Annotated in this window: 23 protein-coding genes and 1 pseudogene; 10 read left to right on the top strand and 14 right to left on the bottom strand. The window is 72.3% G+C overall.

The annotated features are described in order from the left end of the window. Positions 1-123: 123 nt before the first annotated feature. Positions 124-1,602: an APC family permease gene (locus ACIRPT_RS03505; RefSeq protein WP_403821509.1), complete on the bottom strand. Its 1,479-nt coding sequence runs from the start codon at positions 1,600-1,602 to the stop codon at positions 124-126. 169 nt (positions 1,603-1,771) lie between these two features. Then, the gene (locus tag ACIRPT_RS03500) at positions 1,772-2,398 is read right to left on the bottom strand and encodes a YigZ family protein (RefSeq protein ID WP_403821506.1); all 627 of its coding nucleotides are present in this window, start codon (positions 2,396-2,398) and stop codon (positions 1,772-1,774) included. Between the two features lie 246 nt (positions 2,399-2,644). Between ACIRPT_RS03500 and ACIRPT_RS03495 the strand changes: the two genes are divergently transcribed. The 3 genes from ACIRPT_RS03495 (at position 2,645) to ACIRPT_RS03485 (ending at position 4,541) form a co-directional block, all read left to right on the top strand. Then, positions 2,645-3,421, top strand: a complete 777-nt coding sequence (locus ACIRPT_RS03495; RefSeq protein ID WP_403821503.1) for a type VII secretion system-associated protein — start codon at positions 2,645-2,647, stop codon at positions 3,419-3,421. 177 nt (positions 3,422-3,598) lie between these two features. Continuing rightward, positions 3,599-4,006: a CoA-binding protein gene (locus ACIRPT_RS03490; protein ID WP_403821500.1), complete on the top strand. Its 408-nt coding sequence runs from the start codon at positions 3,599-3,601 to the stop codon at positions 4,004-4,006. 25 nt (positions 4,007-4,031) lie between these two features. After that, complete coding sequence (locus tag ACIRPT_RS03485) at positions 4,032-4,541, top strand: GNAT family N-acetyltransferase (protein WP_403821497.1); 510 nt, start codon at positions 4,032-4,034, stop codon at positions 4,539-4,541. Positions 4,542-4,558: 17 nt separating this feature from the next. Here the strand turns inward: ACIRPT_RS03485 and ACIRPT_RS03480 are convergent, their stop codons facing one another. From ACIRPT_RS03480 to ACIRPT_RS03470, 3 genes and pseudogenes are all read right to left on the bottom strand, one after another. Then, positions 4,559-5,116 (bottom strand): YbaK/EbsC family protein, encoded by a 558-nt coding sequence (locus tag ACIRPT_RS03480; RefSeq protein WP_403821494.1) that lies wholly within the window; start codon positions 5,114-5,116, stop codon positions 4,559-4,561. A gap of 55 nt (positions 5,117-5,171) precedes the next feature. Next, positions 5,172-5,378: pseudogene (locus ACIRPT_RS03475) on the bottom strand (cupin domain-containing protein); the annotation flags it as partial. Positions 5,379-5,510: 132 nt separating this feature from the next. Further along, positions 5,511-6,287 carry an acyltransferase gene (locus ACIRPT_RS03470; protein WP_403821491.1) on the bottom strand — a complete coding sequence of 259 codons (777 nt, stop codon included), beginning with the start codon at positions 6,285-6,287 and terminating at the stop codon, positions 5,511-5,513. A 143-nt stretch (positions 6,288-6,430) separates the two neighbouring features. Between ACIRPT_RS03470 and ACIRPT_RS03465 the strand changes: the two genes are divergently transcribed. From ACIRPT_RS03465 to ACIRPT_RS03455, 3 genes are all read left to right on the top strand, one after another. After that, positions 6,431-6,970, top strand: a complete 540-nt coding sequence (locus ACIRPT_RS03465) for a gamma carbonic anhydrase family protein (protein ID WP_403821488.1) — start codon at positions 6,431-6,433, stop codon at positions 6,968-6,970. 159 nt (positions 6,971-7,129) lie between these two features. Then, entirely contained in the window at positions 7,130-9,142 is a 2,013-nt protein-coding gene (locus ACIRPT_RS03460; RefSeq protein ID WP_403821485.1) for an ATP-binding protein, read from the top strand. A gap of 40 nt (positions 9,143-9,182) precedes the next feature. Beyond that, on the top strand, positions 9,183-9,464 hold the full coding sequence (locus ACIRPT_RS03455) for a hypothetical protein (protein WP_403821482.1): 282 nt from the start codon (positions 9,183-9,185) through the stop codon (positions 9,462-9,464). Between the two features lie 89 nt (positions 9,465-9,553). On the opposite strand, the gene ACIRPT_RS03450 is transcribed toward ACIRPT_RS03455, so the two are convergent. Together ACIRPT_RS03450 and ACIRPT_RS03445 are read right to left on the bottom strand one after the other, a co-directional pair. Continuing rightward, entirely contained in the window at positions 9,554-10,207 is a 654-nt protein-coding gene (locus ACIRPT_RS03450) for a DedA family protein (protein WP_403515992.1), read from the bottom strand. A gap of 194 nt (positions 10,208-10,401) precedes the next feature. After that, on the bottom strand, positions 10,402-10,857 hold the full coding sequence (locus ACIRPT_RS03445; protein ID WP_403515989.1) for a DUF4442 domain-containing protein: 456 nt from the start codon (positions 10,855-10,857) through the stop codon (positions 10,402-10,404). A 204-nt stretch (positions 10,858-11,061) separates the two neighbouring features. Here ACIRPT_RS03445 and ACIRPT_RS03440 point away from each other — a divergent pair, with 204 nt between their 5' ends. Further along, on the top strand, positions 11,062-12,339 hold the full coding sequence (locus ACIRPT_RS03440) for an MFS transporter (RefSeq protein WP_403821479.1): 1,278 nt from the start codon (positions 11,062-11,064) through the stop codon (positions 12,337-12,339). Positions 12,340-12,385: 46 nt separating this feature from the next. Here ACIRPT_RS03440 and ACIRPT_RS03435 read toward each other — a convergent pair whose 3' ends face one another. From ACIRPT_RS03435 to ACIRPT_RS03420, 4 genes are all read right to left on the bottom strand, one after another. After that, on the bottom strand, positions 12,386-13,177 hold the full coding sequence (locus ACIRPT_RS03435; RefSeq protein ID WP_403821788.1) for a spermidine synthase: 792 nt from the start codon (positions 13,175-13,177) through the stop codon (positions 12,386-12,388). A gap of 205 nt (positions 13,178-13,382) precedes the next feature. After that, positions 13,383-14,225: a patatin-like phospholipase family protein gene (locus ACIRPT_RS03430; RefSeq protein WP_403821476.1), complete on the bottom strand. Its 843-nt coding sequence runs from the start codon at positions 14,223-14,225 to the stop codon at positions 13,383-13,385. Between the two features lie 199 nt (positions 14,226-14,424). Further along, entirely contained in the window at positions 14,425-15,597 is a 1,173-nt protein-coding gene (gene tuf, locus ACIRPT_RS03425; protein ID WP_403821473.1) for an elongation factor Tu, read from the bottom strand. Between the two features lie 109 nt (positions 15,598-15,706). Then, positions 15,707-15,835, bottom strand: coding sequence for a hypothetical protein (locus tag ACIRPT_RS03420; RefSeq protein ID WP_403821470.1), 129 nt, complete (start codon positions 15,833-15,835; stop codon positions 15,707-15,709). A 239-nt stretch (positions 15,836-16,074) separates the two neighbouring features. Between ACIRPT_RS03420 and ACIRPT_RS03415 the strand changes: the two genes are divergently transcribed. Next, positions 16,075-16,947 (top strand): undecaprenyl-diphosphate phosphatase, encoded by an 873-nt coding sequence (locus tag ACIRPT_RS03415; RefSeq protein WP_403821467.1) that lies wholly within the window; start codon positions 16,075-16,077, stop codon positions 16,945-16,947. Between the two features lie 380 nt (positions 16,948-17,327). On the opposite strand, the gene ACIRPT_RS03410 is transcribed toward ACIRPT_RS03415, so the two are convergent. Next, a complete protein-coding gene (locus tag ACIRPT_RS03410; protein WP_403821464.1) occupies positions 17,328-17,831 on the bottom strand; it encodes a hypothetical protein in 504 nt (167 codons plus the stop codon). A 266-nt stretch (positions 17,832-18,097) separates the two neighbouring features. Between ACIRPT_RS03410 and ACIRPT_RS03405 the strand changes: the two genes are divergently transcribed. Together ACIRPT_RS03405 and ACIRPT_RS03400 are read left to right on the top strand one after the other, a co-directional pair. After that, positions 18,098-18,406, top strand: a complete 309-nt coding sequence (locus ACIRPT_RS03405; protein WP_403498612.1) for a hypothetical protein — start codon at positions 18,098-18,100, stop codon at positions 18,404-18,406. Between the two features lie 135 nt (positions 18,407-18,541). Continuing rightward, on the top strand, positions 18,542-18,994 hold the full coding sequence (locus tag ACIRPT_RS03400) for a hypothetical protein (protein ID WP_403821461.1): 453 nt from the start codon (positions 18,542-18,544) through the stop codon (positions 18,992-18,994). On the opposite strand, the gene ACIRPT_RS03395 is transcribed toward ACIRPT_RS03400, so the two are convergent. Together ACIRPT_RS03395 and ACIRPT_RS03390 are read right to left on the bottom strand one after the other, a co-directional pair. Further along, positions 18,939-19,400, bottom strand: coding sequence for a hypothetical protein (locus tag ACIRPT_RS03395; RefSeq protein ID WP_403821458.1), 462 nt, complete (start codon positions 19,398-19,400; stop codon positions 18,939-18,941). The genes ACIRPT_RS03400 and ACIRPT_RS03395 overlap by 56 nt on opposite strands. Positions 19,401-19,487: 87 nt before the next feature. After that, the gene (locus ACIRPT_RS03390; RefSeq protein WP_403821455.1) at positions 19,488-20,180 is read right to left on the bottom strand and encodes a pyridoxamine 5'-phosphate oxidase family protein; all 693 of its coding nucleotides are present in this window, start codon (positions 20,178-20,180) and stop codon (positions 19,488-19,490) included. Positions 20,181-20,230 lie beyond the last annotated feature (50 nt).

Below are 20,230 nucleotides of genomic sequence, written 5' to 3'. Positions count from 1 at the left end.
GACTGCTTCTCCCTCCCCCTACTTCTACTTCCCCGGGGCGGCCGCTCCGCCGGTACCGGCGCGTACGGTGTGGCGCGGCGTGGGCACGGCGCCCGGCCGATGGACCGCGGCGGTGGACGGCGGCTACACCGGCTCGGTATCCGGATCCCCCCGCTCCGCTCCCTCCGCGCCCGTCGCCCCCTCCGTCAGATACTCCTCGCTGATCCGCTTCGGGCCGAACGGCCATTCCTTCTCGTAGCGCGCCCACAGCACAAAGGCCACGACGCCCGCCGCGACCCACGCCAGCGACCACTCGATGGGGTGTCTGCCGGGTGAGTTCCGGTCCGCGTAGCCGTAGATCACCAGCCAGCCGGCCAGCGCCACGATGCTCGGCAGCGGGTAGAGCCACATCCGGTACGGGCGGCGCAGCGTCGGCTGCCGGCGGCGCAGCACGGTGACCGCGGCCACCTGGGCCAGCGCCTGCACGATCACCATGACGGTGGTCAGCAGCTGGATGATGGTGGCCAGATCGGTGTGCCGGCCCAGGAGGAAGCCCGCGGCCATGATGAGCCCCATGGTCAGCAGTCCCAGTACGGGGAAGCGGTGGCGCGGGTGGAGCGTGCCGTACGGGCGGAAGAAGACCCGGTCGCGGGCGGCGTCGTAGGGGATCCGGGAGCCGCCGAGGAGTCCGGCGAGGACGGAGGCGACGGCGGTGACGAGGATGAGCACGGTGACGGCTTCGGCGGGGCCCTTGCCCCAGGCCTTCTCCAGGACGGCGGAGGCGACCGACGAGGACGCCGGGTTGTTCGGATCGAGCATGTCCTGCCAGCGGACGACGCCGAGGGTGCCGATCTGCAACAGCAGGTAGATCGTCATGATGCCGAGGATGGAGCAGATGACGGCGCGCGGGATGGTGCGTCCGGGCGCTTTGATCTCCGCGCCCATGTAGGCGATGGTGTTGTAGCCGAGGTAGTCGTAGATGCCGATGGTCAGGCCCGCCGCGAAGCCGGTCCAGAAGTGGGACGACGTCAGCTCGAAGGCGTGCGCGGGGTAGGTGAAGGCGCTCTCCGGGCTGAAGTGGGTGAAGGCGGCGGTGATGACGAGGACGACGGAGGCGATCATCACCGTCCACAGCACGACGGTGAGCTTGGCGATGCTCTCCACCCGCCGCCACAGCAGCACGACGATGCTTACGGTGACGACGAGGCCGACGGCATCGCCCTGGCCCTGGCTCATGCCCGGCCAGAGGTAACCCAGGTACTGCACAAAGCCGATGACTCCGGTGGACATCCCGAGCGGGACGAAGAGCATCGCCGTCCACACGAACAGAAACGGCATCAGCTTTCCGGTGCGGTACTGGAACGCCTGCCGCAGATAGACGTAGCTGCCGCCCGCGCCCGGCAGGGAGGAGCCCAGTTCGGCCCAGATCAGCCCGTCGGCGAGTGCCAGGACCGCGCCGGCGAGGAAGCCGATGACGGCCTGCGGCCCGCCGAACGCCGCCACCATCAGGGGGATGGTCACGAAGGGGCCGATGCCGCACATCTGGCTCATGTTGATGGCGGTGGCCTGGAACAGTCCGATACGGCGGACGAATCCCACGCGCTCGTCGAGGAGTTCAGGCATGGGCGGCCCTTTCTCGTGCCGACTGTGCTTGCCGGATCGTGGCGGTGCTCGCCGCGCCACAGGCTGACACGCTCGGGAGCCGAGCGCACCGGCTGGGACAGGATTTCCGGTGCCTGCCGCAGCGGTCCCGCCCCCGCCCCGTCACCGCTTCCCCGTCACCGTCCCCCCGTCACAGCTCCCCGTACGCCTCGCCGCCGACCTCCAGCGCCGCAGTCCCGGCCGTCGCATCGGCCAGCCAGGCGCGGAAGCCGTCCAGATCGGCCTCCGGCAGCCCAACCTCGATACGCACATCGGCCCCGTACGTGACCTCGCGCACCGCACGCCCCGTCGTCCGCAGGTCGTTCTCGACCCTGCCGGCCCGCTGGTGGTCGACTCTGACGGTGACCAGGCGGAAGCGCTGCCGGGTGACCGTGCCCAGCACGTCCAGCGCCTCGCCGACGACTCCCCCGTAGGCACGGATCAGGCCGCCGGCGCCGAGCTTGATGCCGCCGAAGTACCGCGTGACGACGGCGACCACATAGCGCATCTCGCGGCGCAGCAGCATCTGCAGCATCGGCACGCCGGCGGTACCGCCCGGCTCCCCGTCGTCGCTCGCCTTCTGGACGCCGCCGTCGGCACCGAGGACATACGCCCAGCAGTGATGCCGCGCCCCCGGGTGCTCCTTGCGGATACGCGCGATGAAGTCCTGGGCCTCGGTCTCGCTCGCCACGGGTGCGAGCGCGCAGAGGAAGCGGGACTTGTTGATCTCGATCTCATGGACACCCTCGCGCGCGAGAGTCCGGTACTGCTCCTGCATCCGACCAGCCTATGCGGCCCCTGTGACACACGGACGCCGGCCGGTCCCGGTGCCCCTCGCCGCGCTGCGGTGTCCGCCGGACGGGGGCCGGGTGCACGGCCAGGCGGCGTACCCGGAGGCTCCGCACGGTGCGTCGGGAAGACGTCCACGCCGCCCATGGGCAGGGTGATCCAGGGCGAAGGCCTTGGTGTTTGCGGGGTCCGCTCGTGCACTCAGGAACGGAACGGCGGGTTGGCGGAGGGCTTCATGGACGAGAGCACACAGTCGGCGATGACGGCGGGCGTTCCGGTGACGGGCGACGACATGCCCGAGCCGCCGCCGGAGGTCATCGAGGCGGCGCGCAGCGCACCCGATCACTGGCTGGCCATGGTCGATCTGACCTGGCAGGGCGAGGGGCCGCCACCGCTGTGGGCGCTGATCGGGCAGTGGCGGTCCGGTCCGACCGGCGAGATCGAGGAGTGGCGGGACAACCCCGAGTACCGGCCGTCGCCGCAGGCGCTGGACTGGGCGGAGCCGGCCGACGCCGTCGACGGAGCGGTACAGCTCGCCGCCACCGGCTACGGTCCGGCTCATGACGTCCATGCGACGCTGGCCCGTGCGGAGGTCTCGGTCCTGGTGACCGCCACCGGTACGCCGCTGGCCGCGGCCTCGCCGGAGGGCACCCCAGTGATCCCCGTCTACACCTCCCCCGGCTACCTCGAGTCGGTGGGACGGCTGCTGTACGACCGGCGGCCGGTCGCCGAGCTCATCGAGCAGCTGCCGCCGGGGCATGCGCTGTATCTGAACCCGACCGGTCCGGTGAGCATGCTGGTGGAGACCGAGCCGCTCCGGGCGGCGATCGCGGCGGCCGGGGCCGGGCAGCAGGCGGAAGAGGGGCAGGAGCCGGCCGCGGGTGCGCTGCGCCCGGGTTCGGCGGCCGCCGGGATCGAGCCGGTGGCCGGCGGCGCGGCGATCGGCAAGCCGGCCCGTACCACGAACGGCAGCCCGGTCGTCGGGGCCGCGGTGGTCGGCGGCGCCAACTGACCCACAAGAACTCGCCCCGCCCGTCTTCCCCTTCGGGCGGGGCGTCTGCGTGTCCGGGAACGTCATCGCCACCGCCGTCGGGCCGGGGCGGGAATCAGCGCGGCCGGCCGTTCGTTGTGCTGCAGCGGGACCATGAACGCGATGAACCCCATGCACGGTGGACTACAGGAGGCAGCTATGTACGGCGACCCGGCGACGATCCGCAGGATCCTGACCGAGCTCGGGGACACCTGGGCCGTCGTGGGGCTGTCCTCGAACCAGCGGCGCGCCGCGTACGGCGTCGCCGACGTGCTGCGGCGCTACGGCAAGCGGATCGTGCCCGTGCACCCGAAGGCCGAGACCGTGCACGGGGAGGTGGGCTATCCGTCCCTCGATGCCGTTCCCTTCCCGGTCGACGTCGTGGACACCTTCGTGAACAGTGACCTCGCCGGAGCCGTCGCCGACGAGGCCGTCGCGATCGGCGCCAAGGCCGTCTGGTTCCAGCTCGGCGTCGTCGACGAAGCCGCCTACGCCCGCACCCGCGCCGCCGGTCTCGCCATGGTCATGGACCGTTGTCCGGCCATTGAGATACCCCGTTTGGCCTGAGTTCCGGGTGCGTTAGCGTCCGTCTATGATCACGCCCCGCGCCGCGCTCCCCGAAGACGCCGCCGAGCTCGTCCGGCTGCGTCGACTGATGTTCCTGGCCATGAACGGGCGTGATGAGCCCGGGAGTTGGGAGCGGGAGGCGGAGGCGGTGGCGCGACGCCAGCTGAGCGGGCCGGATGCGCCGCTGGTTGCGTTCGTGGTGGACGGCGAGGCGACGGGGGCGCCGCATCTGGCGGCCTGCGCGGTCGGGCGGATAGAGGAGCGGCTGCCCGCGCCCGGACATCCGTCGGGGCGCTTCGCGTTCGTCTTCAGCGTCTGCACCGACCCCCGCTACCGCGGCCGCGGCTATGCGCGCGCCACCACGGAGGCGCTGCTGGGCCGCCTCGCCGAGCTGGGCGTCACCCGCGTCGATCTGCATGCCACGGACGAGGCCGAGCCGCTGTACCGGAGCCTGGGCTTCACCGAGCACTCCACTCCACTGTCGCTGGATCTGCGCTCCCGCGCGCGGACCCGGCAGGCGGAGCGGGCCGAATAGCGGCCGGGGAGCCGGAGTTACCCGACGCCCAGCCCGTCCAGGACGGTGACGCCCGGCAGTTCGGCCAGCGCCTTGCCCGGCACGATCAGCTTCCCGCGGCGGCTGCCGCTGCCGATGAGCGCGTACGGGATGTCCGCGACGGCGGCGTCCACCAGCAGCGGCCAGCCGGCGGGCAGGCCGATCGGGGTGATGCCGCCGTACTCCATCCCGGTGTCGCCGACCGCGGTGTCCATCGGCGCGAACGAGGCCTTGCGGGCGCCCAGTTGGCGGCGGACGGTGCCGTTGACGTCCACCCGGGTGTGCGAGAGGACCAGGCACGCGGCGAGGGTGATCTCGCCGCCGCGCTTGCCCGCCACCACGACGCAGTTCGCCGACTGCTGCAGCAGCCAGCCGCCGTGGCGCTCGACGAGGGACTCGGTGTCCGCGATGGCCGGATCGGTGTCCACGTAGCGCAGTTCCTGCACCGGCACGGAGCCGCGCCAGTCGGCGATCGCCGCGGCCACCGGCTCCACCAGCAGGTCCAGGCACTCGGCGGCGGGGCGGACATCGTCGAAGGCATCCATCGGCACGCTCATGACTGTCAAGCTAACAGGCACGGGGCCATCCGGGACGGCCCGTCTCAGGGGATGATCAGCGCCCCGGCGGGATGATCACCGACATGGCCATCTCGACCGGATCCGGATCCGGTCCGTCGTTGCGGTATTCGTGCGCCGCCTTGCCGTCGAAGGTCGCCGAGGCCCCGGCGGCCACCGTGTGCCCCTCGCCGTCCACGACGAGCGCGAGCGTGCCGGACCGGACGTGCATCAGCTCGACGGTGCCCGGGGGATGCGGATCGGAGCGGATGCCCGCCGTCCCGACGGCGGGCGCCTCGCTCGCCCTGGCCGGTACGGCCCTGCTCGCAACCGGCGGCTGAGCGCCCCGGGCCGACGCGGCCGACGGCGGCCCAGAAAGCCTCGTCCGGTACCCGGCTCAGGAAGCCTCGTACGCCCCGTCGGCCGCCGCCCCGGCCTCCTCCGGCTCCCATCCCTCCAGCGCCAGCAGCTGCTCCGGGGTGACGCCCTCGGGGATCGGCACCGGCGTCGGCGTACGCAGCGGCGGCTGCCAGCCCGCCTCGGGGTCCCAGCTGCGGACGACCCTGGCGGGCGCGCCGGCGACCACCGCATGGTCGGGCACCTCGCCGCGCACCACCGCGCCGGCCGCGACCACCACGTTCCTGCCCAGCCGCGCCCCGGGCAGGATGACCGCCCCGGTGCCGATCCAGCTGCCGGCGCCGATGCTGACGGGGTCGGTGCGCGGCCACTGCTTGCCGACCGGTACCTCGGGATCGTCATAGCTGTGGTTGGTGGTAGTGACATACACCCCGGGGCCGAAGAAGCAGTCGTCACCGATCGTCAGCCGGACATCCGCGATCACATGACTGCCGCGGCCCAGGACCACGCCGTTGCCCAGGGTGAGGATGGGCTCCGGGCCGAGATCGAGGTCGGGCATCATGCCCGCCGTGAGGGTCACGTCCTGGGCGATGATGCAGTGATCGCCGATCTCGATCCACGGGTCGCCGAAGACCGTGCCCTGCGGAAAGGCCAGCCGGGCGCCGGCGCCGATCCGGCGGAAGCGGTACGGGCCGGGCCGCTCGGCCGTGACGGCCGCGGTCCGCCTCACCCAGCGCACGCCACGGTGGACGGCGCGCGAGACGGCCCGGCGCCGCCAGGCCGCAAGGGATGAGAACACGTTCTGATTTGACGGCACCCGCACACCGTACTCAGCGCACCGGCCGGCCGGTCGCGCCCGCGCTGTGATCTTCGCCCTACCGGCGGCCGCACCCGCCCGCCGGTGCGGCCGTCGTCTACGGTGCTGTTGGCGCGGCACGGTTTCGGCAAGGAGATACGGACATGGCAGGACGGGCGTTGATTTCAGGGGTGGCCGGCGAGGAGCCGGCGATCGATCCGGCGGCCTTCACCGCGCCCACCTCCGTCGTGCTCGGCGATGTCAGGATGGCGCCGGGGTCGAGCGTCTGGTACCACGCGGTGCTGCGCGCCGACTGCGGCCCGATCGTGCTCGGCACCGACAGCAACATCCAGGACAACTGCACGGTGCATGTGGACCCCGGCTTCCCGGTGACCGTCGGCGAGCGGGTCTCCGTCGGGCACAACGCGGTCCTGCACGGCTGCACCGTCGAGGACGACGTCCTGATCGGCATGGGCGCCACCGTCCTCAACGGCGCGCACATCGGCGCCGGCTCGCTGGTCGCCGCTCAGGCGCTGGTCCCGCAGGGCATGCGGGTGCCGCCGGGTTCGCTGGTCGCCGGGGTGCCGGCGAAGGTCAAGCGGGAGCTGACCGACGAGGAGCGCGAGACGATAAAGCTGAATGCCGCGATGTACCTCGAACTCGCGGCGCAGCACCGGGAGTCGGTCCGGACCCCGGAGGGCTGAGCGTCCCCTGGGGCGCCGCCGCCCTTCCTTCACGTCAAGCGTCCCCGCCGCGTTTCCCTCGATAGATAAGGGCACTCGCCTGTTTGCCGGACGGCCGGTTCTGGCATCGTTGGTCGTCCATAGGACGGCGCGGGGCTGTGCCGTGGACGAGGATGACGGATGAGCGCGTGGGCCGAGGGCCGGCCACTGCCCGAGGTGGTGGGACGGGCCGTTGAGCACGAGCGGCTGTCCGGGCTGCTGGACGGCTCCGCCCTGGTGACGCTCACCGGGGCCGCGGGAGTGGGCAAGAGCGTGCTGGCCCGCGCCGTACTGGACGAACATCTCGCGCGGCACGGCGGCACGCTCATCCGGATCGGCTGCTGGGACGGCCTGGCCGAGGGCGCTCTGACGGACGCTCTGCTCCGGGCCGTCGGCCTGCCCGCCGCCGCGCCGGCCGTCGCCGGTGGCGCCCCGTGCCCGTACGGACCGCCCCACGGCCGGCCCGAGCGGGCGGACCCGGCGGGCGGCCCCGCCCTCGCGGCACTGGCCGCGCACTGCGTCCGCCAGCGGGCGATCCTGCTGCTGGACGACTGCGACCCGCTGGTCGAGGCGTGCGCGCGGCTGGTGCGGCGGCTGTTGCGGGCCGAACCGGCGCTGCGGATCGTGGCGACGTCCCGCCGGACGCTGGGGCTGCCCGGGGAGCGGGTGGTCGAGCTCGGGCCGCTCCCGGTGACGTTGGGCGAGGGGATCGCGGGGGCGGCCGTCGAGCTGCTGGCCGCGCGGACCGGGGCGGCCGCTCCGGAGCTGCTCGTCGCCGTGTGCGAGGCGCTGGAGGGCTCGCCGCTGGCGATCGAACTGGCCGCCGGACAGCTGGACCGGATGTCGCTGCCGCAGCTCGCGGCGCAGGTGGACGCGGACGGCCCGCTGTTCTACTCGGGCCCGGCGCCGACCGCGCGGCACACCTCTCTCTACGCGGCACACGCCGCCGGCTACGCCCTCTGCTCACCCACCGAGCGGCGGGTATGGGCGCGGCTCTCGGTGCTGCCCGGCGATTTCGACCCCTGGCTCGCGGGGTGTGTCTGCGCCAGCAGTGACGTTCCTGCACCGGACATCGACGCCGCGCTGGAACGGCTCCGACTGGCCTCCGTACTGGAACGCGTACGGGAGGGCGGCGGCGCCCCGCAAGACACCCGGGCCGCGTTGCCGCCCCGCTACCGACTTCCGCGCGGCGCCCGGGACTTCGGGCGGAACCAGCTGCGCGAGGCGGGCGAGGAGTCGGCGGCGCTGCGCCGGTTCCGGCAGGCCTGTGCGGCGCTCGCGGCCGAGGCCCAGATCGCCTGGCAGGGACCCGACCAGCAGATCGCCGTCCGGCTGGTGGAGGACGAGCAGCACCATCTCGACGCGGCGCTGACCCGGCCGCCGCAGGACGCGGACGATGCGCTCGGCGCCCTGGAGATCGCGGTCTCGCTGTGGTTCCGGTGGGGCGCGTGCGGCTTCCGCCGCGAGGGCCGGGCGCATCTGGAGCGACTGCTGCTGCTCTCCCGTGACGACACCCCGCTGCGCGCCCGGGCGCTGTGGCTGGCCGGCTGGCTCGCCGCGCAGGAGCATGCGCTCACCGCCGCGGAGGCGCTGCTGGACCAGGCGTGGACGGCGGCCGTGATGCACGCGGACTCCGACGGGCTGGCCCGTATCGCGCATGCGCACGGTGTGCTGGCGCTGTACCGGGAGGACACCGGGGCGGCGGTGGCGTGCCTGGAGGAGGCGGCCGGGCACCGCTCGACGGACCCGTGGTTCGGCCCCGGGCCCGCCCACAGCTGGGCGCTGCTGGCCATCGCGCTGTCGGCGGTGGACGCGGAGGGTGCGGCGGCGGCCGCCCGCCGAGCCTGGGCATTGCGGCACTCCGACGGTGACTTCTGGCTGCACTCCACCATCCTGTACGCCCGCGCCCTCACCGAACGGGCTCATGGCCGTCCGGAGGCGGCGCTGCGCGCCTGCCGCAAGGCGCTGGCGGCCAAGAAGCTCGTCGGGGATCCGCTGTTCATCGCGGGGGCCCGCAATATGCTCGCCGCGCTGCGCCGCGAGGTGCGCGAGGGGAGCTCCGCGCCGGATGCCGGCCGAGGCGTCCGGTGGTGGCGGCGCAGCGGCGGGGTGCGGCCGGCCCCGTTCTTCTCCCGGCTCCGTACGGGCTCCTGAGGCGCCTGCCCCGGTGCGGCGACCGGCCCCGCCGCCGGCGATGACCACACAGCGTGACCGGGCGTTCGCGTTCGGGATGCGGATGCGCCGGGCCGGCCACATCCTGGAGGGCATGAAGCGTGCTCCCGTGATCGTGCACCCGCCCTGCACCGGCGGCCGCCGCGTCACGCTCTACGGACAGGACCTGGGCCGCGCGCTGCGCCGCGGCGACGTGGCCGCGTATCTGCGCCGGGCCGGATTCCCGACCGCGGAGTTCACCTGGGACGACACCCGCCTCATCGAATGGCGCGACGGCGGCCCCGACGTCTGGTCGACACCCTGACCGCTGCGATGACGCCGAAACACCACCGGCCCGGTAGCGAGCGCTACCGGGCCGGTGATCGCATGATGACGGCGCATGCCTGACGACCGTCAGTCGACCGCCGCCGGGACCTGGTCCTGCGCCTGCGCCTCCCGCTCGGCCGCCGCCTTCTTCGCGCGGCGCTTCATGACCAGGAAGGAGCCGAGGCCGAAGAGCAGCGCGGCGACCAGGCCGAGCCACTGGAACCGCCGCAGCCACGACTCGGCGACGATGCCGAGGCTGTAGATGAGCGCCGTGGTGCCGCCGGCCCAGACGATGCCGCCGAGGATGTTGGCGATCAGGAACTTCCAGTACGGCATCTTCAGCACGCCGGCGAGCGGCCCGGCGAAGATGCGCAGCAGGGCGATGAAGCGGCCGATGAACACCGCCCACATGCCCCACTTCTCGAACTTCTCCTCGGCCATCGCGACATGGTCGGGGCCGAAGTGCTTGGGGAACTTCCGGCCGGCCCAGTCCAGCAGCGGCTGGCCCCCCTTGCGCCCGATCAGATACCCGATGGAGTCACCGACGATCGCGCCGACGGACGCGCAGGCGCCCAGCACGAACGGGTTGATGTGGTCCGTGGTCGCGGCGAGGATCGCCGCGCTGACGAGGACGATCTCACCGGGCAGCGGAATCCCCAGGCTCTCCACTCCGATGACCACCCCCACCAGGAGGTAGACGCTCACGGCCGGTACGGTCTCGAGCCACTCCTGGATGTGCAAAGCAGCTTCCTCCACTTGGTGTAGGGCCCCCGTGGGCCGCTGCCCGGCCGCAGATGCCACCGGGCCGGTCATTACCCCCGGCGCGCCGTAACAGCGCGCCCGGGAAGCGTACTCGATCGCCCGGTTCGGACGCGGATCGACGACGGCCCGCCGTGCAGGGCACGACGGGCCGGGAGCGGTCTTCGCCTACTGGCTCACTTGTTGGGACGCAGCGTCCACACAATGGTCATCTCGCCGGTGACGGCGCCGTCCTCACGGGTGATCGTGACCTTCACCGGGAACTCCGGGCGCTCGCCGGCATCCAGGTCGGCGACCACGTCGGCCACCGCCCTGCCGAGCTCGGCGGTCGCGGTGACCGGCCCCATCGCGAGCTTCTTGTAGCCGATCTCGGCGCGTACGGCCAGCGGCACCGCGCGGCCGAGCTGGTCGCCGAAGGCCGTCATCACGATCGCGCCGCTCGCCGACTCGGCGAGGGTGAACATCGCGCCGGCGTGCGGCCCGCCGACGTGGTTGTGGAAGTCGGACTGATCCGGCATGCGGACCACGGCGCGCTCGGCGGTGGTCTCGGTGAACTCGAGGTTCAGGGTGCGCACCATCGGCACGGAGGCCGACATCATTTCGCCGATCGACGGCAGGGTCTCGGAGGACATGGCGGCATGTTACCTAGCGGTAGCTTAGGTTGGGAAGAGAGCGCGCCCCGTTCCACCTCGACGGGCTTCCCGTGCACCCGGAAAACGGCGTGCCGCGCTCCTCCGGCCCCGCATATCGTTGACGCCCATGTGGCCAGGACAACACCGACGAGACCGACGAAGCGCGCACCACCCGATCGCGATACGGCCCCGGCCGGTGCGGTCGTGGTGACGGCCCGCCCCACGTGGGCCGGGCGTAACTTCCAGCTGCTCACCGGCGCCACCGTGATCGCCGGCCTCGGCAGCTCCGGAGCTCACATCGCGACCGCGTTCGCGGTGCTCGCCGCCGGCGGGTCGGCCACCGACGTCGGCCTGGTCGCCGCCGCCCGTACGCTCCCGCTCGTCCTGTTCCTGCTGATCGGCGGCGCACTCGCCGACCGGCTCCCGCGGCATCGCGTGATGGTCGCCGCGAACGCCCTCAACTGCGTCTCCCAGGGCGTGTTCGCGCTGCTCGTACTGACCGGGGACCCGCCGCTGTGGCAGATGGCGGCGCTGGCCGCGCTCGGCGGCACCGGGCAGGCGTTCTTCGCCCCGGCCTCCGAGGGCATGGTGCTCGCCAGCGTTTCCGGCGAGCACTCGGGGCGCGCCTTCGCCGTGTTCCGGATGGGCATGAACGGCGCCAGCATCGGCGGCGCGGCACTCGGCGGAGCGCTGGTCGCCGCCGTCGGCCCCGGCTGGGTGCTGGCCGTCGACTCCGCCTGCTTCGCCCTCGCCGGAGCGCTACGGGCGTTCCTCGACGTCAGCGGGGTCCCCGCGCGCACCCCCGGCGGAGGGATGCTGCACGACCTGCGGGACGGCTGGCGCGAAGTCGCCTCCCGGCGCTGGCTGTGGGCGGTGGTGGTGCAGTTCTCCCTCGTCAACGCCGTGATCGTGGCGGCCGAGGCGGTCTACGGGCCGCTGGTCGCCGAGGAACATCTGGGCGGCGCGGGGCCGTGGGGCCTGGCGATGGCCGCGTTCGGCGCGGGAACGGTCGGCGGCGCGCTGCTGATGACCCGCATCAAGCCGCGCCGCATCCTGCTCACCGGCACGCTCTGCGTCTTCCCGCTCGCGCTGCCCTCCGCCGCGCTGGCCGTGCCGCTGCCCACCGCCGGGCTGACCGCGATCATGTTCGGTACCGGCATCGCCATCGAGGTCTTCTCGGTGACGTGGATGATGGCGCTGCACCAGGAAATCCCCGAGGAGAAGTTCTCCCGGGTCTCCTCCTACGACTGGTTCGGCTCCCTGGTCGGGGTCCCGGCGGCCACCGCGCTGGCCGGCCCGGTGCAGGACCTCATCGGCCGGCCGGCCGCGCTGTGGGGCTGCTCCGCGCTGGTCGCGCTGCTGACGGCGGCGGTGCTGTGCGTGCGCGACGTACGGAAACTGGTGCGCCGGGGCACGCCGTCGAGCGGCCACCACTCCGCCCCCTCCGCCGAGCACCCGGCGGCCGCTGAGCACTCGGCGTGACACGAGCGGGGCCCGCAGCGCCGCGCGGGCCCGTCGGTCCGCCGCGTCAGCCGAGGCTGAAGGCTCCCGACGGCGGTTCCGGTGACGGGACCGCCTCGGCGTCCCGTACCGGCCGCGCGTCCGCGATCCGCCGCCGCAGCGCCGCGCCGTGCTCGACCCGGGCCGGGAAGGCGTCACCGGCCACCCGCCGGGCCAGCGCGGCGAGCGGCAGCTCCGTACGCGAGGCGAGCAGGATCGCATTGCCGAAGCGGCGGCCGCGCAGTACGGAGGGCTCGGCGATCAGCGCCAGGTGCGGGAAGACCGTGGCGAAATTGGCGAGTTGGCCGCGCAGAAAGCCGAACGGCGCACTGTCGGCGAGGTTGGCGGCGTACACGCCGTGCGGGCGCAGCACCCGCCCCGCGGCCTGCGCGTACTCGACCGAGGTGAGCTGGGCCGGCACCCGCGAGCCGCCGAAGACGTCCGCCACGATGACATCGGCGCTGTGCTCCGGCGCCGCCTCCAGTGCCGTACGGGCGTCCTGTGCGCGCATCTCGATGCCGGAGCCCGCGGGCAGCGGCAGGTGTTCCGTCACCAGCGCGATCAGCCCCCGGTCGGCGTCGATCACGTCCTGGCGGGAGCGCGGGCGGGTGGCGGCCAGGTAGCGGGGCAGGGTCAGCGCGCCGCCGCCCAGGTGGAGGGCGTCGAGGGGCAACCCCGGGGCCGCGGCCTCGTCCAGGACGTGGGCCAGCCTGCGGACGTACTCGAATTCCAGGTGCCCGGGCGCGTCGAGGTCCACATACGACTGCGGCGCGCCGTCGACCGTCAGCAGCCATGCGCGGGGGCGGTCGACGTCCGGCATCAGCTTGGCGATGCCGTGGTCCACGGTCCGGGTGACGGGTATCGGCTCGTCCGGATCGGGCTCATCGGCCGCCGGTGCGGGGGGCGCGGCCGCCGGTCCGGCGGCATCGTCTGCCGACCTGGTGCGGTCGTTCGCCGAACCGATGCGGTCGTCCGTGGGCCCGGTGTGCTCATTCACCGTCCCATTGTGCCGGGCGGGACGGTGGTCACTCCGACCAGATCCGACGGATCTCCTCGGCGTGGTCGGCCGACTGGCGGCGTCCGGCGCGGGCCGCGTCCGCGCGCTTGGCAAGATCCAGGACATTGCGCCCGAACGCCGCCCTGGCCGCCCGGTCGGGTGTGATCACACGGACCCGGGCTCCCTGGCGGGCGAGCGTCTCGCCCTGTGTACGCGGGGCGGCGATCGGCCCGCCGCTGACCGCCATCGGCGCGATGACCACGACGCGGCTGTACCCGGCGGCCAGATCGGCATTGGCGCTGGAGTGCACACCGCCGTCGATCCACCGCTTGCCGTCGAGGCTGACCGGCGGGAACACCCCGGGAACGGCGCAGCTGGCGGTCACCGCGTCGATCAGCGACACACCGCTGGTGTCATCGAAAGCGGTCCGCGCCCCGGTCGCCGCGTCCACGGCCGTGATCACCAGCCGTCGCGCCGGCCAGTCGGCGCTGTCCAGGGTCCGGGCGATCACCGCGCGCTGTTCCGCCTCCGGGACGGTACGGGCCGCCAGGGCGAGCCGTCCCATCCGGGCGCCGAAGGACGCCGCGTCCCGCGAGCGCAGCGCGATGGCGGCGAACCGTGCCATCGCCGCCGGGCCCATCCGCGCGGCCGACCGGGCCTCGGGCGCGGCCAGCTGGCGCTCGTACATTTCCTCCAGCGTGAGCCGTTCGGAGGTGACATGGGCGCCGACGATCGAGCCGGCGGAGGTGCCGATGACGACGTCGGCGGAGGTCAGGTCGATTCCCGCGTCGATGAGACCGGCCAGCATCCCGATCTCCCAGCCGATGCCGGTGAGCCCTCCGCCGCCCAGGACCAGTGCCGTACCCGCCATCGGACGTCCCTCCCTGTCCCGTGGATCCATGGACCGTGCGCCTGGACGTACCGGTGCACGGGCGCCCCGGCTCCCGTGCACCCGCGCACGTTCACCCTCCGGGCGAGCAGTCTCGCATCCCGGCCGTACGCAGGGACAGGCGACTGCGCCCCGCCCCAGGATTGGGGCGGGGCGCAGGGTCACGCCCTGGTGAGGTGCCTCACTCGGCCACGGAGCGGACCGTGCCCGCGCCGACCGTCCGGCCGCCCTCGCGGATGGCGAAGCCGAGGCCGCGCTCCAGCGGTACCGCACGGCCCAGTTCGACGGAGACGGTCACCGTCTCGCCCGGCCGGGCCACCGCGCGGTCCCCGAGGTCGAGGTCGCCGACCACATCGGCCGTCCGGATGTAGAACTGCGGCCGGTAGCCGGTGGACAGCGGCGTACGGCGGCCGCCCTCTTCCGTCGACAGCACATAGACCTCGGCGGTGAACCGGCGTCGCGGGGTGACGCTGCCCGGCGCCGCGACGACATGTCCGCGACGCACCTGGTCGCGGTGCAGGCCACGCAGCAGCAGCGCGACATTGTCCCCGGCCTCGGCCGACTCCATGGGCTTGCCGAAGGTCTCCAGCCCGGTGACCGTCGTCTCGGTGTCCGCGCCGAGCACGGCCACCCGGTCGCCGACGCGCACCGTGCCGCGCTCGACGGCGCCGGTGACGACCGTGCCGCGCCCGGTGATGGTCAGGACGTTCTCCACCGGCAGCAGGAACGGAGCGTCGACATAGCGCTCGGGCATCGGGACATAGGTGTCCACGGCGTCCAGCAGCGCGCCGATCGCCTCCGTCCAGCGCGGGTCCCCCTCCAGGGCGCGCAACCCCGAGACCCGTACGACGGGGACGTGCTCCCCGTCGTAGCCGTGCACGCTCAGCAGCTCGCGCACCTCGAGCTCGACCAGGTCGGTGAGCTCCGGGTCGCCGGCGTCGGCCTTGTTGAGGGCGACGACGATGTGCCGTACGCCCACCTGCTTGGCGAGCAGCACATGCTCGGCGGTCTGCGGCATGATCCCGTCGAGCGCGGAGACGACGAGGATCGCGCCGTCGAGCTGCGCCGCGCCGGTGACCATGTTCTTGATGAAGTCGGCGTGGCCCGGCATGTCGACGTGGGCGTAGTGCCGGGTGTCGGTCTCGTACTCGACGTGCGAGATGTTGATGGTGATCCCGCGGGCGGCCTCCTCCGGGGCCCGGTCGATCCGGTCGAACGGTACGAAGGTGCCGCTGCCCCGGTCGCTGAGGACCTTGGTGATGGCGGCCGTCAGGGTGGTCTTGCCGTGGTCGACGTGGCCCATGGTGCCGATGTTCAGGTGCGGCTTGGTGCGCACGTATGCCGTCTTGGGCATGGTGTTCTTCCTCGCAAGGATGCGGTGAGGACGGCGACTTGGCGCCGTGGGGACCCCTGAGCCACTCCGACCCTCCCCCTGTGGGGTCCGCCGGACGATCCGGAGAGGGTCAGCTTCGTGCGCCGTCGGTGGCTGCGGCGACTGCGGCAGCTGCGGCCGCGGCCGGGAAGAAATCGACGGCAGCCTTCGGCGCGTCCGCGGCTGCGGACGGCAGGGAGAGGAAGGCGTGCCGGAACATGCGTCATATGGTGCCGGGCGCCGGGTCCGGCGTCGAACGATTTACCTGCGGACGGCCGTTGGCGGCGGGCGACGCGGCCAGGTGGCCGGCGGTAGCGGGGCGGTACGGGGCTCTTGACGGGCCGGTCATCTCCGGGCGTTACCCTGCCTGCGGCCGCCGATGATCCGCATCCGCGACCACTGTCCCTTTTGTCCCCGCGCGCAGGCAAGCGCTCGATCACCCCTGGATATGTCGTCCCCATGACCTGGTTTGAATCTTTCGTCCTCGGACTCGTCCAAGGGTTGACGGAGTTTCTGCCCATCTCCTCCAGCGCGCATCTCCGTCTGACCGCGGCGTTCGCCGACTGGAAAGACCCCGGTGCGGCGTTCACCGCGATCACCCAGATCGGCACCGAAGCCGCCGTCATCATCTATTTCCGCAAGGACATCGCCCGGATCATCTCGACGTGGGCGCGCTCGCTCTTCAACCGGGAGCTGCGGCACGACCACGATGCCCAGATGGGCTGGCTGGTGATCGTCGGCTCCATCCCGATCGGCGTACTGGGCCTCGTGCTCAAGGACGCCATCGAGGGCCCGTTCCGCGATCTGCGGCTGATCGCCACCACTCTGATCGTGATGGGCGTCGTGCTCGGCATCGCCGACCGGCTGGCCGCCCGCGACGAGGCCGGCGGCCGGCACCGCGCCGCCAAGCAGCGCAAGGACCTCGCCGATCTCTCCGTCAAGGACGGCCTGCTGTACGGCGTTTGCCAGGCGATGGCGCTGATCCCCGGCGTCTCCCGCTCCGGTGCGACCATCAGCGGCGGCCTCCTGATGGGCTACACCCGTGAATCCGCCGCGCGTTACTCCTTCCTGCTGGCCATCCCGGCCGTACTCGCCTCGGGCGTCTTCGAGTTGAAGGACGCCGGCGAGGGCCACACCGCCTGGGGCCCCACCCTCTTCGCGACGGTCATCGCCTTCGTCGTCGGCTACGCCGTCATCGCCTGGTTCATGAAGTTCATCTCCAACAAGTCCTTCATGCCGTTCGTCATCTACCGGATCCTGCTGGGCATCGCGCTCTTCGCCCTGGTCGGGGCCGGGGTACTGGCGCCACATGCGGGGGAAACGGCGGGGTGAGGGCGGCTCTTTCACAGCGTGTTCGCGCTAGCCCGAACACGCGAATCCCCGCAGACACTCGCAGGATTTCGGGGGCGATTTCCGTGATCGCCTCCCACTTGTCTCCCGCTTAGCCACAGAAGGCCGGCCCCGGGTCACCCACTTGCGAGGTGGACGGCAACCCGGGGCCGGCGGACACGGGAGCGCCCCACGCGGCGGCCCGGTACGCCACGGACCCTCAACGCGCGGAGGGCCTTCCTGTTTGCTTGTCGGAGGCGGTGGGCACGGTCGTCGCGCTGCCGGCGGTCTCCGGCGCGATGCCTGCAGGAGGAAGCCGTGGCGGTGTGAAGGTTCGTGCGGTGAGTCCCGTCCGAGTGGGTGGGACTCAGCTCTGCCAATTGTCAGTCTTCGTCATTCACTGACAAGGCCTCTTTGCACGCGGCGAGGAAGGCGCTCAAGGCGACACCTGCACTCGCACTCACTCCGGCTTCGGAGCGCTGGGTGACTATTCGGTCGGCACGCCCCTTCAGTTCTAATGCCGCATCTTCAACGGATTCGGGCCCGAAGAGGGCGAGCCTTTTGCACGCCATGCCGAGTTCGGCCAGCCGCTCGTACACCGCCAAAGGGTCGTCCTCGCCGAGCCCGGCCCTGAGGGTCGCCGCGGTCCTCGTAAAGGTCATGTATGCATCGATCACTGATGCGTAGGCGGTACGGCGTTCTTGTCGCACCCAATGCCTTCGTTCATTGTCTGCTTGCCCAGCAACCTGCTCGACGGCCGCTCGCACAGCCGCGTCGGCGCTGTGCCGCGCTGCTCGCCAGCTGGCCCATCCGCCGACGGCGGCGCCGATGATGGCGGCCGCGAAGCTGATGACGGCGGCGTAAAGCGCTGCCTTCCCCTCGTCCACATGTCCCCCCGGAATGTAGTGCTTGGCGGGACGCTATCGGACATCGATGGGCGCGGTGGGCAAGGTCGTTGTACCGCCGACGATGCCGCCCGACGTCTTTCATGACGGAGGAAGCGGTGGCCGCTTGGGCGTCCTGGCAGGAGGCCTCGCCTGCCCCGGCCGGGGCATCACCTCTGCGTCGAGCGCCGGGGCCATTCGTTTAGTGATCGTTTACTGAGGCTCGGCAGGATGTGCAGTGTCGAGAAGGATCCTGCACAGGGGACGGTATGGCCAAGCTGTATCTGGAGAAGCTCAAGCGCGTCACGACTGAGGACTGGAGCGGCTCCGACGAGCCGAGGCTTGTTGTCCAGAATCGCGGCACTGTGTGGAACGGGACGGTGCGGGGAGACCGGATGTACACCGTCAAGTACGACTGCGACTTCACGGGGACGATCGCCGTCTCTCTCGGGGAGGACGACGACCCGGGTGAGGGCGACAAGCTCGGGAGGCAGTGGATTACGGATACGCCGGGTGAGCGCAGTCTGCACTTCAAGGCGGATGGTGCTGAGTACAAGCTGCTGTATGCGGTGGAGTAGACAGCTCGAACTGCACCAGGCAGATGCGTCGCCGGCCGCGGACGGAGCGCCGGCGGGTGGTTGTCTCGGCGGGCATCGGCGGCGGATGGGCGCGCGCGGTTAGTCAACCACGGGGGCCGTGCCGTTGATGCTGCGGTGCCGGTCGAGGCTCTCGGCGCCACTCGTGCCCAGGTCCTGCGGATGATGACGGTGGAGGCGCTGCTGAGCGCGCCGGCCGGCATCGCGCTCGGCACGCTGGTCGCGGCCGCGACGTTGATTCCCGTGAGCCGCGCGGTTCTCGACCGGGCCCTGCCCGCCGGCCCGCCGTCGGTCCTGATCTCCGTGGTCGTTTCCGCACTCGTCCTGATCCTGGGTGCCACGCTGCTGTCGACCGGGGGGCGCTGCGCACCAGGCCGTCGGCGGCGGTCGGCAGCCGGGTTTGAACGGGCCCGCCGGGTGTTGTCGCTCGGGGCCGGCTCGATGGTGCGCAGCCAGCTCTCCCGATGGTTCCCGCATGGTTTCCCGATCGTTCTCCGGTCGCTCTCGGTAGCTCTCAGACGTCGTCGAAGCAGCCTTCGTCGCGCTTCACCACGCCGAGATCGATGGTGATGGCGGTGTTGGCCCGCCCGAGCACCCCGGGGGTCTGCGTGCAGACCTTCCAGTTCCGGTCGGCGGCCGGTGTGCGGTCCCGGCCGAGCATGTCGTGCGTGTGGACCGACCGGAAGCCCGCGGCTCGCGCTGCCTCGCGGGCGTCGCGCAGCCCCTCGCCCACCAGATGCGGAACGGGCGCGCTCGCCTGGCCGTTGCCGCCGCGGAGGGTGAATTTCTCCTCGGGGCCGAGGGGCTCCGCGGTGGCGCGCGGCGGGACGGCGGGCATCGGCGCCGCGGACGTGGGGGCTGCGGGCGTGGGGGCTGCGGGCCTCGATGCGCGGCCAGGGCCGGATGGCTCCGCGGTGCAGGCCGCGAGCGCGAAACAGACGGTGGTCAGGACGACAGTGGCGGCGGCGCGGCGCATGGTTTCTCCCGGAGGCGATCATTCAGCGAGAGGGAGACCGTCCATCGCCACGGAAGGTTGTACGGCCGCGGGCCGATGCCTGGGCCGTCAGCGCACCGATCGCCGTGTGGCGGTGCCCGCGCGCCCCGCGAGATGCGGCGGCGCGGCGATGGCGGAGGGCAGATGGGGGTCCGGCTGGAGGGCACCCCATGTGGTGTGCAGGGGCAGAACCCCGGCCCACACCCCCAGTTCGGCATCCGGGCCCTCCCCGTCCTCCGGCGGGCCGGTGCGTATCTTCACCGACGCCTCGTCGAGGGAGAGGGCGAGCAGTGCGGTGGCGGCCAGTTCCTTGCGGCTGGGGCGCCGGGCGTAGTCCCACTGGCCCGGTGCCGACTGCTCGGTGAGGCACCGCAGCCCGGCGAGCTTCTCGTCCTCGTCGGTGACCAGCCGGGGAACCCCGTAGATCATCGCGCTGCGGTAGTTGACGCCGTGCTCGAAGACGGAGCGGGCCAGGACGAGCCCGTCGACGTGGGTGACCGTCACACAGACCGTCGCCCCCGGTGACGCGACGAGGCTCCGGCTCGCCACCGAGCCGTGCAGGTAGAGCGTGCCGCCGTCCGAGCCGTAGACGGTGGGGACGACCATCACGGTGCCGTCCACCGTCACCCCGAGATGACACACGAACCCTTCCGCGAGTACGGCATCCAGCTCGCGCCGGTCCGGGCTGCCTTGCTCACGCAGGCGGCGGTGGCGGGTGCGTTCCGTTGGCGACAGGGGCCGGTCGGGGGCCGGGGTGGTCATGGGCGGTTCCTTGGGTGTGGTGGTCGACGAAGAGGGATCGTACCGATTCC

Origin of the sequence: Streptomyces sp. NPDC101227 (assembly GCF_044767545.1) — a bacterium.
GTDB lineage: Bacteria > Actinomycetota > Actinomycetes > Streptomycetales > Streptomycetaceae > Streptomyces.
This window is presented reverse-complemented; position numbering and strand designations above follow the sequence as displayed.